Origin of the sequence: Actinomadura sp. J1-007 (assembly GCF_009793335.1) — a bacterium.
In the GTDB taxonomy this organism is placed as follows: domain Bacteria; phylum Actinomycetota; class Actinomycetes; order Streptosporangiales; family Streptosporangiaceae; genus Spirillospora; species Spirillospora yumaensis.
Genome location: NZ_WING01000001.1, coordinates 1,787,529 through 1,799,883 on the forward strand (window position 1 = coordinate 1,787,529; position 12,355 = coordinate 1,799,883).

At 75.4% G+C, this 12,355-nt stretch carries 11 protein-coding genes; 5 read left to right on the forward strand and 6 right to left on the reverse strand.

The annotated features are described in order from the left end of the window. Positions 1-57: 57 nt before the first annotated feature. The 3 genes from GEV43_RS53680 to GEV43_RS08060 are packed head-to-tail and all read right to left on the reverse strand — an operon-like array spanning position 58 to position 1,759. The gene (locus GEV43_RS53680) at positions 58-483 is read right to left on the reverse strand and encodes an adenylyltransferase/cytidyltransferase family protein (RefSeq protein ID WP_309239521.1); all 426 of its coding nucleotides are present in this window, start codon (positions 481-483) and stop codon (positions 58-60) included. Further along, the gene (locus GEV43_RS54670) at positions 480-1,307 is read right to left on the reverse strand and encodes a CDP-alcohol phosphatidyltransferase family protein (RefSeq protein ID WP_160820139.1); all 828 of its coding nucleotides are present in this window, start codon (positions 1,305-1,307) and stop codon (positions 480-482) included. Before GEV43_RS54670 ends, GEV43_RS53680 begins: the two co-directional genes overlap by 4 nt. Then, entirely contained in the window at positions 1,304-1,759 is a 456-nt protein-coding gene (locus GEV43_RS08060; RefSeq protein WP_160820140.1) for an adenylyltransferase/cytidyltransferase family protein, read from the reverse strand. The genes GEV43_RS54670 and GEV43_RS08060 overlap by 4 nt, the downstream gene beginning before the upstream one ends. Before the next feature lie 218 nt (positions 1,760-1,977). Between GEV43_RS08060 and GEV43_RS49705 the strand changes: the two genes are divergently transcribed. The 3 genes from GEV43_RS49705 to GEV43_RS08080 all read left to right on the forward strand — a co-directional run bounded on the left by GEV43_RS49705 (position 1,978) and on the right by GEV43_RS08080 (position 5,621). Next, the gene (locus GEV43_RS49705) at positions 1,978-2,952 is read left to right on the forward strand and encodes a class I SAM-dependent methyltransferase (protein WP_309239522.1); all 975 of its coding nucleotides are present in this window, start codon (positions 1,978-1,980) and stop codon (positions 2,950-2,952) included. A gap of 149 nt (positions 2,953-3,101) precedes the next feature. Continuing rightward, positions 3,102-4,571: an adenylyl-sulfate kinase gene (gene cysC, locus GEV43_RS08075; RefSeq protein WP_160820141.1), complete on the forward strand. Its 1,470-nt coding sequence runs from the start codon at positions 3,102-3,104 to the stop codon at positions 4,569-4,571. A 96-nt stretch (positions 4,572-4,667) separates the two neighbouring features. Then, entirely contained in the window at positions 4,668-5,621 is a 954-nt protein-coding gene (locus tag GEV43_RS08080) for a sulfite exporter TauE/SafE family protein (protein WP_160824385.1), read from the forward strand. Between the two features lie 4 nt (positions 5,622-5,625). Here the strand turns inward: GEV43_RS08080 and GEV43_RS08085 are convergent, their stop codons facing one another. Genes GEV43_RS08085 through GEV43_RS08095 form a run of 3 tightly spaced genes read right to left on the reverse strand, consistent with a single transcriptional unit; the run spans position 5,626 to position 9,874 of the window. Beyond that, on the reverse strand, positions 5,626-7,065 hold the full coding sequence (locus tag GEV43_RS08085) for a lipopolysaccharide biosynthesis protein (RefSeq protein WP_160820142.1): 1,440 nt from the start codon (positions 7,063-7,065) through the stop codon (positions 5,626-5,628). Continuing rightward, complete coding sequence (locus GEV43_RS08090; RefSeq protein WP_160820143.1) at positions 7,062-8,690, reverse strand: hypothetical protein; 1,629 nt, start codon at positions 8,688-8,690, stop codon at positions 7,062-7,064. The genes GEV43_RS08085 and GEV43_RS08090 overlap by 4 nt, the downstream gene beginning before the upstream one ends. Continuing rightward, complete coding sequence (locus tag GEV43_RS08095; RefSeq protein WP_309239523.1) at positions 8,690-9,874, reverse strand: glycosyltransferase family 4 protein; 1,185 nt, start codon at positions 9,872-9,874, stop codon at positions 8,690-8,692. The genes GEV43_RS08090 and GEV43_RS08095 overlap by 1 nt, the downstream gene beginning before the upstream one ends. Positions 9,875-10,077: 203 nt before the next feature. Between GEV43_RS08095 and GEV43_RS08100 the strand changes: the two genes are divergently transcribed. Together GEV43_RS08100 and GEV43_RS08105 are read left to right on the forward strand one after the other, a co-directional pair. Beyond that, positions 10,078-11,178, forward strand: a complete 1,101-nt coding sequence (locus tag GEV43_RS08100; RefSeq protein WP_206681090.1) for a DUF1972 domain-containing protein — start codon at positions 10,078-10,080, stop codon at positions 11,176-11,178. 266 nt (positions 11,179-11,444) lie between these two features. After that, positions 11,445-12,353: a phosphotransferase gene (locus GEV43_RS08105; protein WP_160820145.1), complete on the forward strand. Its 909-nt coding sequence runs from the start codon at positions 11,445-11,447 to the stop codon at positions 12,351-12,353. Positions 12,354-12,355: the final 2 nt, after the last annotated feature.

Genomic DNA, 12,355 nt, shown 5'->3' on the forward strand with positions numbered 1-12,355 from the left:
GTTCCTCCGGCCGTCCCGCCGGGGAACGGTCCGGCGGCCGGTGGTGCGGCCGGTGGTTCAGCGGCCGGTGATGAGGTGGCGGAGGGCGGTGCTGGAGGTGTGCACCGTGTAGGGGAAGAAGACGACCCGCACGCCGACGCGCCCGAGGTCGGCCACCAGGCGGTCGCCCTTCTCGGTGCCCTTCCAGTCGTCGCCCTTGAACAGCACGTCGAAGCCGAGGCGCTCCCACATGACGACCTTGTCGCTGGACACGTCGGTGACGACCTCGTCGACGCAGGCCATGCTGCCGACGATCTCCAGGCGCTCGGCGTGCGGGACGATCGGGGCGCGCCCCTTCGCCTTGACCAGCACGTCGTCGGTGACGACCCCGGCGATCAGCCGGTCGCACTGCGCGCGGGCCCGGCGCAGGATGTTGAGGTGCCCGATGTGGAACATGTCGTACGCGCCGGGCACGTAGCCGACGACGGGTCCCCCGCCGCTCACGAGCCGTTCGCGGGGGTCGAGCCGTTCGCGGGGGCCGCGTTGTTCGCGGGGGTGTCGAGCGCCCCGACCTCGCGGAACCACTTCACCGACGCGGCCAGCAGGAACAGCAGGTTGCCCGCGAAGATCAGCCCGTACACCGGCAGGAACGCCTCCGGCCAGCCGAGCAGGACGAACGCCACGCACAGCAGCCCGTAGTCGGTCGGGACCACCAGCAGCGAGCGCAGCGGCGAGGGCGACACGGCGGGCGGGGCCGGGGCGCCGGTGGCCGCGCGGTGCGCGCGGGCCAGCAGGTCCTTGAGGATCATCCCGAAGAACATCACGGCCGCGACCACGGTGAAGCCGAGCGGGATCAGCAGGTACGCGGCCCGGTCCAGGTCGAAGAACCGGTAGAACGAGACCAGCACCGCCCCGTGCAGCGCCGAGATCTTCAGGCTGTCGACCATGTGGTCGAGGTACTCGCCGGACTTGGACCCGCCGCCGCGCAGCCGGGCGAGCTGCCCGTCGGCGGCGTCGAACGCGTACCCGGCCACGAGCGCGAGGCAGACGGCGAAGCCGAGCCACGGCGCCGGATCGACGAGCGCGATGAGCGCGATGCCCGCGAACGTGAAGCACGCGCTGATGCCGGTGACCTGGTTGGGCGTCAGCCCCGCGACGTACGACGCGGCGGCGAGGACGCGGCCGAGCTTGCGGTTGACGAAGCGGGAGTAGGCGGGCGCGCCCTTCGCGGTCTTCTGCTTGGACGCGAGCCGCGCGAGGGCCTCGCCGAACCCCTGCGGCGGCCGTTCGGCGCGGGCGTGGGTCTGGTGGGGGGCCGGGGCGTTCACGCGACCGACGTCCTGCGCCCGTCTCCGGCCGCGCCGCCCGCGGACCCGTCCGCGAGGGCGGACCTCAGCACCGCGCTGCCGGTCTCGGCGACATCGGTGTACCGGACGACGCGCACGCCGCGCGCGGCCAGGTCGCGCTCGGCGCGCCGCGGGACCAGGGCGTCGGGGCGAACGGCGAACAGGGCCTCGAAGCCGAGCTCGGCCCAGACCAGCAGCAGGTCGGGGTCGGACACCGGGACGACGCGGTCGACGTGCCGGACGTCGCCCACGATCTCCATGCGCTCGATCAGCGGGACGATCGGGCGGGCGCCGTAGAGCTCCTCGGCCAGCTCGTCGGTGACCACGCCGGCGACCAGGCGGCCGGACGCCTCCTCGGCTCTGCGCAGCACGTCGAGGTGCCCGACGTGGAAGAGGTCGAAGACCCCGGGCGAGAAGCCGATCGGCCCGTGCATGCGTGCGTCCCCCTAGCCCGTGAATCGACCGGCGCCACCGGTGCTCGTCGCGGATCAGACGTACGTTAGCAGCTCTTTACTCACGCGATGTCACGGTTGAGAGCACTCGCACCGAAACGCCGTGATCTGCACCGACACGGTGACATCCGCGACACGGGACGTGCCGAGAATGGCCGAATAGCGGACAGTGCGCAGCCGGGCGATTACGCTGCGACACTGTGACCGATCTGCGTACGCCGCCGGTCAACGACGGCGATCTGTTCTCGGAGCGCGCCCGCCAGTACGTCCAGGAGAAGGCCGCCGACCGGATCCACGTGCTGGAGGCCGGCTGCGGACGGGGTTCGGGACTGGACCTCGGCGACGGCCGCCACCTGGTCACCGGCGTCGACATGGAGGCGCCCGCGCTGCGCGCCCACACCAGCGCCCGCCGCGACCTCGACACCTGGTACCTCGGCGACCTGCGGACCGTCCCGATGCCGCCGCGGGCCTACGACGTGGTGCACGCCTCGTACCTGATCGAGCGGATCCCGCACGCCGAGCTGGTGCTCGACCGGTTCGTCGCCGCGCTGAAGCCGGGCGGGCTGCTGCTGGTGCGGCTGCGCGACCGCAACACCGCGTTCGGCTTCCTCGACCGCACGCTGCCCCGCTGGCCGCGCGAGCTGTTCTGGCGCCGCCTCGGGGCCGCGTCCCCGGCGCGACGGCCCGCCACCCGCGGAACGAGCGCCACCGCCGCGACCACCACACCCGGCACGTCCGGTACGGCCGGTACATCCAGTTCGTCCGGTACGCCCGCTCCGGCGGCCCAGCCCGTCCCGGCGGCTCAGTCCGTTCAGGCGGCTCAGGCGGCGGCCACGGCTCCGGCCGTACCGGCTCAGGCGGCTCCGGCCGCTCTCCCGGCTCCGGCGGTGACGGTCGAGCCCCGCCTTCCGGCCGCCGCGTCCCCGCCGCCCGCGGTGTACGAGCCGGTCGCGTCCCGTCAGGGCATGCAGTGGTACTGCGTGATGCGGGGCCTGGTGATCTCCGAGGAGTACACCTTGCGCACCACGCTCGACGCGGCCGGGGCCGGTTCCGGTCTCGCGGCGGCCCTGTGCCGGCTCGTGTCGGCGTTCAGCCGGGGGCGGCTCACCGCCGGGCACAGCGAGGTGACGCTCGTGATCCGCAAGCCCGAGAACCGTTTCGCGCGCGTCATCTGACGCCGCTTCCGGCCGGGCTCGCGAGGTCTCGCCGACCCGCGCCGGGGCGGCGAGGTGCGCGCACCCTCCCGGCCTCGGTATTTTTCTGCGGAAACCCCTATTGACCTGGACCAGCCCGGCATCAGCCCCGGGCGGGATCGGAGACCGCGGTGACCGCCGAAGCCGGCCTTCCCGACACGCTGCGCGACCTGCCCATCTGGACTCCGGACGCGGTGGAGCTGGCCGATCTGGAGCTGCTGCTGGGCGGCGTGTACCAGCCGCTGAACGGCTTCCTCGGGTCGTTCGACACCGCGATGGTGATCGCGGGCGGGCGGCTCGCGGACGGGACCCCGTGGCCGGTGCCGGTCACCCTGGCGGTGCCGAAGGAGCTCACCTCGCACGAACGGATCGTCCTCCAGGATCCCGAGGGCGTGCCGCTCGCGGTGCTGACGGTCGCCGAGGCGTGGCAGGACCCGACGTCCCAGGGCTGGCGCCTCGCGGGGCCCCTGGAGGCTTTGCGCTCGCCCGCGCACGGACCGTTCCACCGGCTGCGCCGCCGGCCCGACGAGATCGAGCCCGCGCAGGGCCCGGTGCTCGCCGTCGCGACCCGCGAACCGCTGCACCGCAAGCAGCTCGGCCAGCTCCGCCAGGTCGCCGAGCGGCTGTCGGCGGGCGTGCTGGTGCTGGTGCTGCTGAACGGCGAGCACGACGAGGCCCTCGTCCGGGCGCTGCTGGCCGTCCGCAAGGAGCTGCCGGAGGGGGCGCGGATCGTCCCGGTGCCGCTGCCCGCGCGCGACGACCACGAGCGCGACGTGCTGCTGCGCTCGCACGTCGCCGCCGCCTACGGCGCCACGCACCTGCTCGCCGAGGAGGAGGCCGAGGGCACCGCGGTCCCGCTCGTCGTGCCCGAGCCGTGGGCGTACGACGCCGACGTGGAGGTGTGGCGGCCGGTCGCCCGGATCGAGCCCGACCACGTCCAGGCCGAGCTGACCCCCGAACGGCTCGGCGAGCTGCTCGACCGGGGCGAGCCCGTCCCCGACTGGTTCACGCCGCCCGCCGTGGCCGCCGAGCTGGCCGTGGCGCGCCCGCCGAAGTTCGAGCGGGGCGTCACGGTGTTCCTCACCGGGCTGTCGGGGTCGGGCAAGTCCACGATCGCGCGCGGACTCGCCGACGCCCTCGTCGAGCGCGGCGGGCGGACGGTGACGCTGCTGGACGGCGACGTGGTGCGGCGGCTGCTGTCGGCCGGGCTGACGTTCTCGCGGAGCGACCGCGACCTCAACATCCGGCGGATCGGGTACGTGGCGGCCGAGGTGACCCGGCACGGCGGCGTCGCGATCTGCGCGCCGATCGCCCCGTACGCGGCGACGCGCGCCGAGGTGCGGCGGATGGTCGCGGCGGCGGGCGACTTCGTTCTCGTGCACGTCGCCACGCCGCTGGAGGAGTGCGAGCGCCGCGACCGCAAGGGCCTGTACGCCAAGGCCAGGGCGGGGCTGATCCCCGAGTTCACGGGGATCTCCGACCCGTACGAGGAGCCGGACGACGCCGACCTCGTCCTCGACACCTCCCGGATGGAGCCGGACGAGGCGGTCGCGCGGGTGCTGGAGCTGATGGTCGCGGGCGGCTGGGTGCGGCCGGAGTAACCCGCGGGCCAGGAAAGCCCTCCCGGGTGTCGCCGGGCCGGGATCGCCCCTTATCGTGGTAGGCGACTTTTCCTATATACCCGGTAGGTCATGGCGATGGACTTCGATTGGACGATGGCGCTCGGCTCGTTCGTGGTCGCGATCGTGGTCGGGCTGACCGGCATGGGCGGCGGCGCGCTCATGACGCCGATGCTCGTCACGTTCTTCGGCGTCAGCCCGCTCACGGCCGTCTCCAGCGACCTGGTCGCGGCGGCGGTGATGAAGCCGGTCGGCAGCGCGGTGCACTACCGGCAGGGCACGATCGACCTCAGGCTGGTCGCGTGGCTGTGCGCCGGGTCGGTGCCCGCGGCGTTCTCCGGCGTGCTGGTCGCCCGCGCGCTCGGGCACGGCGACGGCGTGCAGGAGCTGATCCAGAAGGCGATGGGCGTCGCGCTGCTGATCGCGGCGGCCGGGCTTGTCGTGCGCGGCGTCCAGTCGTCCCGCCGCCGGAACGCCCCCGCGGGCGGCTCGCCGGACGGCGCGGGCTCCGGCGCGGACGGGGTGCCGGGGATCAAGGTCCGGCCCGTTCCGACCGTGCTGGTGGGGCTGGTCGGCGGGCTCGTCGTCGGGATCACCTCGGTCGGCTCCGGCTCGCTGATCATCGTGGCGCTGCTGGCGCTGTACCCGGCGCTGAAGGCCAACCAGCTCGTCGGCACCGACCTGCTCCAGGCGGTGCCGCTGGTGTTCGCCGCCGCGCTCGGGCACGTGCTGTTCGGCGACTTCAAGATGGAGGTCACGGCGGCGCTGCTCGTCGGGTCGGTGCCGGGCGTCTACCTCGGCTCGAAGATCTCCGCGAAGGCGCCCGGCGGGCTGATCCGCCGCGCTCTCGCGCTGGTGCTCGTCGCGTCGGCGCTGAAGATGTTCGACGTGCCCGTCGTCCCGCTCGCGTGGACGCTGGTCGCGCTCGCCGCCGCGACCGTGGCCGCCTGGCTCGTCCAGCGCCGCCGGAGCGCGCCCGTCGCGGCCCCGGGCGGGGAGCGCGTGCCCGCGCCCGCGGGGCAGGGCACCTGATCGTTCAGCGGGGCGCGGGCGCCGTCCCGGCCTCGCGGTCGGGCGCGGCGGCGCGGCCCGGCGGGTCGCCCTTGCGGAGCATCCGCCACAGCAGCGCCGCCGAGACCAGCCCGCCGCCTCCCAGGCAGTACGGGGCGAGCGAGGCGTGGCCCGGGTCGGCGACCAGCATCACGGCGAGCACGAGCAGCCCCGTGAGGCTCTCGACGCCCCGGATGGTGAAGACCGTCCGCGACCGCTTGCGCGCGGTCGCGAGGCTGGCGAGCGGCAGCGTGCAGGCGAAGCAGACCGCGTAGATCCCCCACCCGGCGAGCGCCACCCCGTCCACGTCGAACGATCCTCCGGTGACGAGGGGGCCGAGCCATCCGGCGAGCAGGATGCCGCCGAGGCTCATCACGAGCGCGATCCCGGCCATCAGCCCGCAGGCGCGGACGGCCTGCCGGGCCCGCATCGGCGTGCCGTCGCGTTCGGCCTTGGCGAAGTCGCCGAGCAGGAACCAGCCCGCGCCGTTCACGAACGTCAGCGCGGGCGCGAGGAGCAGCCGCGCCGCCTCGACCCCGGCGAGCGCCGCCGTGGACGCGAACCCGGCGATCATCAGGCGGGCGAGCAGCAGCGCGGTCGGCCGGATCCCGGCCTGGATCGACCGCCACCACGCGAACCCCGCGATCTCGCGGAACGCGGTGCCGCGCAGCGGAGCCGCCGCGTACTCCTGCTTCGGCAGCCGGAACCGGGCCAGCGCGATCGAGGCGAGGCAGCCGACGCACATCGCGGCGAGCAGCAGCTCCACCGACGCGTCCGCGCCGAGGCCGAGGACGAGGCCGAGGGTGGCGAGGGTCGTGCCGAGGTAGCAGGCGTCGTTGGCGGTGAGCCGCCAGAACTCCATCCGCGCGGTGAAGATCCGCCGGCCGGTCTCGTTCAGCAGCCACAGGGCGACCAGGAGCGCGAACAGGGCGACCCCGCCGGGTCCGGCCACGCCCATCGCCACGGCCACGACCGCGCCGACGAGGGCCCCGGCGGCGACGGTGCCGCCGACCGACAGCAGCAGCGCGCCGCGCACGCGCGGCTCGAACCGGTCGTAGACGGTGAGGGTGTCGCCGACCCAGCTCGTCTGCACCGAGGTGATCATGACGAGGACGGCGAAGAACAGCGCGTACGCCCCGTAGCCCGCGGCGCCGAGGGAGCGGGCGGCGAGGGCCTGCACCAGCAGGCTGCCGCCCGCGGTGACGAACTGGACGGCGACCGCGCCGCCGGCGGACGACAGCAGCCGTCCCGCCTTGCCGGCGATCCCCTTCCGGGCCGCGGCCTTCGCGGGACGGCCCGCGCCGGGCGGCGTCCCGACGGCCGACGTGGTGGCGACCGGCGCGCTGCCGGTCTCACCGGGGGCGGTGTCGTTCGCGACGGCCCGCCCCGTGGCCGTCCCGCCGCCTCCCGGTGCGGCCTGGCTCACCTGTCCAGGTCGTAGTGCATCAGGGACGAGTCGCCTTTTCCCGTACCGTTCCCCTTGCCGGGCTCGGGCGCTCCGTTGGGGGGCTTCGCGGCGGGCGGGGCCGGGTGCTGCGCCGGGGGCTCGGGAGCCGCCGCGGCGTCCTGCGCGTCCTTGCCGACCGCGCCGCCCGCTGCGCTCGCGCCGCTCGCGCCGCCCGTGCCGAACGCGTCCTCTGCCGTACGGGTCGGATCGCCGCCGAGGCGGCCCTCGGAGAACGGGTCGAGCGGAGGCTCCGCACCGGCGGGCCGTTCGTCGTCACCCGGCTTCCCGGCGGGACGGCCCCGCGTGCGGCCCCCCTGCCCGGGGGCGCCGGGGGCGCCGGGGGCCTGCTTGCCGTGCGCGGGCGTCGAGCCGTTGACGCCCGGCGGACGGCCCCGCGAGCCGTTGAGCCCGTTCAGGTCGTGCTGGTCCTTGTCGGGCGGCATCGCCGGGACGGCGGTGGTCGCGGACGCCGGGGGCGTGGCGGTCGCGGCGAGGCCGTGGACCTCCTCGGACGTCCAGACGCGGCCGGACCTGTCGGCGGCCGGGTCGGGCGGCGGCGCGGACCGTCCCCGGGCGCGGCGCCCGCCGCCCCGCGAACCGGTCAGCGGAGGCGCCTGGCGGGGCGCCCGGCCGGCGTCGTCGGCGTGCCTGCCGCCGAGGGGCGGAGGGCCGGCGTCCGGGGGACGCGGGGCCTCGCCCGCGGCCTGGCGTCCGGCCGGAAGCTCGGGCATGGCGCCGCCGGGCAGGCCGCCGTTCATCTGGCCGCCGCCGAGCGGCGGGCCGCCCGCCGCGTCGTACCCCCGCGCGGGCCGCGGCCGGGGCCGCGCGGACGCCCGCAGGAACGACACCACGCAGGCGATGATCAGGCCGACGGCGAGGCCGATCACGGCGTTCTGCGGGAGCTTGCTGCCCGCCGAGGCGGACGGGTCGGCGGTGTCGACGAACTGCACGCCGTCGTTGACCTTGGCCCGCGCCGACAGCAGCCCGCTCTCCTCGGACTGGAGCTTGGCGAGCTGGGTGGCGAGCAGCTTGTAGGAGCGGGTGCCGGCCTGGGCGACCTCCAGGTCGCCGGTGACCTTGCGCTCCAGGTTCTGGATGTTCTTGATCTGCCCGTCGAGCGCGCCGACGTTGGTGGAGATCGTGACGTCCTGGTACGCCTGCACGACGGCGTTGGCGGTGACCGCGGCCTCGGCCATGCTGCCGCCGGTCGCGCTGACGATGACCACGCCGCCGTCGGGCTTGGTGGAGGTCTTCACCCGGCCGCGGAGCTGCTCGCCGGTGAGCCTGGGCCCGCGCTTGCTCTTGACGATCTCGGCGGCGCGCGCCATCACCTGCGCGGACCCGGCGAACGCGGCGCGCTGCGCGGTGTAGGTGCCGAAGCCCTGCGCGGACGTCACGCCCTGGCGCAGCACGTTGTTGTGGTTGGTCGGGTCGGTCACGGCGAACCGCGCGGTGGCGGTCGCGCCGCTGAACATGATCTGCGTCGCGGCCACCGACGCCAGCAGGCACGCCAGCACGATGATGAGGGACATCAGCCGGTAGCGCCAGACGGCCTCGACGAGGCTGATCTCCGGGGTGGCCGGGACGGGAGTCTGTGCTGTCATCAGGGGCTCTGAGTCCTCGTGGGGGCTGGGGCAGGGGCGGCCTGGGCGGGATCGGCGAGGCCGCGGATCGCGTCGCGCAGCTCGCGGTGGTAGCGGTCCTTGCCGAAGCGCCGGGCGGCGTCGGCCCTGGCCCGCTTGGCCATCGCCAGCGCGCCGTTCCAGTCGTCCAGGATCCGGGCGATCCCGTCGGCGAGCGCCTCCGGGTCCTCGGGGGCGACCAGGACGCCGTTCTCCCCGTCGGAGACGATCTCGACCAGCCCCTGGGTGGCGCTGGCGACCACGGGCCGACCGGCGAGCATCGCCTCGACGGCGACGTTACCGAACGGCTCGACCCGGGACGGCACGATCGCCACGTCGGCCTCGGCGAACGACTCCCAGACCGAGGGCCGGAAACCCGCGAACACCACCTCGGCCCCGCCGTTGCCCGGGGACGAGGCGAGGGTCCGCAGCTCCTCCTCGAACCACTCGTATCCGGGGAAGACGTCGCCGACCAGGGTCAGGGACGCATCGTACCCGCGCGCGCGCAGCACCCCGGCCGCGCGGACGGCCACGTCGGAGCCCTTGCGCGGCGAGAGCCGCCCGACCAGCGCGATCCGCACGGGCGGGCCGGGCTCGGCGCGCGGCTCGGTCACCGCGTCGGGCTCGTCCACGCCGTTGTAGACGACGCGGCTGCGGCGGCCGGCGCCGCCGAGCGCGGCGGCGCTCGCCCTGCTGTTGACGACCACGGTGCGGGCGAGCCGCAGCGGCGCCGACAGCGCGGCGCGCACGGGTCCGGGCACGCCGTCCTCGGCCTCGTGCACGTGGCAGAGCGACGGGACGCGGGCGAGCCGCGCCGCGACGAGCCACAGCGGGATGGTGACGGTGTTCACGTAGAGGGCGGCGGCGCGGTGGCGGCGCAGCAGCCGCCAGGCCGCGGGCAGCGCGCGCGTGGCGGCGAACGCCAGCCGCACGAGGCCGAACGGCGACATGTACGCCTTACGCAGCACCGGCACGGGCAGCACGACGATCTCGGCCCCCGCGTCCCGCAGCGCCGCCGACAGCGGCCCGTCGGCGGGGATCGTCACGACGACCCGCCACTCGGGGACCAGGGCCCGGACGGATTCGACGAGCATCCGGTCCGAGCCGTAGAGGTCGGGCGACGGGTGCGCCAGCACCACGACGGACCTCGGGTCTCGTTCGCCCACTACCCCCTCCTTCTGGTGATCCCGCAACCCCGGATCCCAGTCTCCCGCAACCCTCAGATTAACTCTGGTTTACCGTCAAGACGCATCACGCCCCATCCGCATAGTGTGCGTTAGGCCGCAATAGCCTGGGCGGAACCTCATGTGGGCGACAGTATGGACGAGGGGGTCATAGGGTGCGCATCGCCATGATAGGGACTCGCGGAGTGCCGGCGCGGTACGGCGGGTTCGAGACGGCGGTGGAGGAGATCGGCAAGCGGCTCGCCGCGGCGGGTCACGAGATCACCGTCTATTGCCGGGGCGAACGCCATCCGGAGCCCGAGTACCTCGGCATGAGGCTCGTCCACCTGCCCGCGGTGAAGAGGAAGGTCGCCGAGACGCTCAGCCACACCGGCCTGTCGGTGCTGCACGCGGCCCGGCGCCGCCCGGACGCGGCGCTGGTGTTCAACGCGGCCAACGCGCCGCTGCTGCCGGTGCTGCGCACGCTGCGCATCCCGGTCGCCACGCACGTGGACGGCCTGGAGTGGAAGCGCACCAAGTGGAGCGGAACGGGCCAGCGCTACTACCGCACGGCCGAATCGCTCGCCGTGCGCTGGTCGGACGCGCTGATCTCCGACGCGCTCGGCATCCGCGACTACTACCGGGAGCGGTTCGGCGCCGAGTCCGTCTTCATCGCCTACGGCGCGCCGATCCTGGAGGAGACCGACACCGCCAAGCTGGCCGAGGCGGGCTACGCGCCCGGCCGGTTCCACCTGGTGGTGGCCCGGTTCGAGCCGGAGAACCACGTGCACCTGGCCATCGAGGGCTACCGGCGGAGCGCCGCCCGCGAGCCGCTGGTCATCGTGGGCTCCGCGCCGTACGCCGACGAGTACACCGCGCGGCTGCGCGAGCTCGCGGGCGACGACCCGCGCGTCACGTTCCTCGGCGGCGTCTGGGACCAGGACCTGCTGGACGCGCTGTACGCGGGCGCGCTGACCTACGTGCACGGGCACTCGGTGGGCGGCACCAACCCGTCGCTGCTGCGCGCCATGGGCGCCGGGGCGTCCGTCCTCGCGTACGACGTGAACTTCAACCGCGAGGTGCTGGGCGAGGAGGCGGGCCGCTTCTTCGGCGACGCCGCGTCGCTCGCCGCGGCGATCGAGGCGGCCGAGGCCGACCCGGGCGCGGCGGCCGACCGGGGCGGCGCGGCCCGCAAGCGCGCCGCCGAGCGGTACGTGTGGGACGACGTGGCCGCCGCGTACGAGCGCCTCTGCGTGGACCTGAAGGAGCGGCGGCTGACCCGCCGGACGGTCCGCCCGCGCGACTGACATTCCCACCCTTTCCGGCAAACCCCCCGCGACCTGCGGGAACGCCCGCCCGCTCCCGCCCTCCGGCGTCACAATGCGTTCCGGATCGTCGACGGAACGGGGGCACCGGCATGGCGGGCGCGGAGCGGAGCGCGGGAGGCACCGGATGCGCGGAGCGCACCGGCCGGACCGAACGCGCCGGACCGACCGAACGCACCGGGTGGACCGAACGCGCCGGGTGGACGGAGGGCGCGGCCGGTGCGGCCGGTGGGCCGCGTGCGGCGGAGGTGACCACAACCGGTCACGTCCGGGCCCGCGTCGGGCAGCGGAACGTGCTCGTACCGCTCGGGTCGCGGCGCGCCGCGCTCGCGGGCGTCGCGCTGCTGACGCGTTCGCGGGCGCCCGCGCTGGCGTGCCAGTGGCTGCTGTACGGCGCGGTCGCGGCGGCCGGGCCCCGCGCCGTCCCCGGCGCCCGCGTCCGCTGGGACCCGCCGGGCGGGCGGGCGCGCTGGGAGGAGCTGGCCGCGCAGCTCGGCCCGTTCGACCACCTGGCGCTGTACGAGCGCCCGCAGCGTTCGCGCACGGGCCTCGCGGCGGTGCTGCTGCGCGCCGGGCGGCCCACCGGCTTCCTGAAGCTCCGGGAGGACGCCGGGGCGCTGGAACGCGAGCACCGCGCCCTCAGCGCGTTCCCGGACGGCCGGGCGGCGGGCTTCCGGGTGCCGCGCGTGCTCGGCCGCGGCGGCGCGGCGGGCTGGCACTGGATGCTGATCGAGCCGATGCCGTCCCGGCCCGCGCACCCGCCGCGCCGTCCGGGCGTCGCCTCGCTCGTCGGCGCGATCCAGCGCCGCCTCGCGCCGGCGCTTCCGCGCCCGCCGGGCGTCCCGCCGCACTGGCGGCCGATGCACGGCGACCTCACGGTGTGGAACCTGCGGCGGTGCGGGACGGGCCGCCCGTGGCTGATCGACTGGGAGGACGCCGGCTGGGCCCCGCCGGGCGCCGACCGCCTCTACTACGAGGCGACGCGTTCGGTGGTGTTCGGCACCGCGCCGCCGGCCACCGCTCCCCGCGAGGCCGCCGAGTTCTGGCTGGGCCGCGTGGCCCCGAGGCCGTCCACGGACGGCGACGCCCCGTTCAACGCCGCCCTGTCCGCCGTCCTGCGCGACCTCGCCCGCGACGGCCGGCGCCCCGCCCCGTGAAC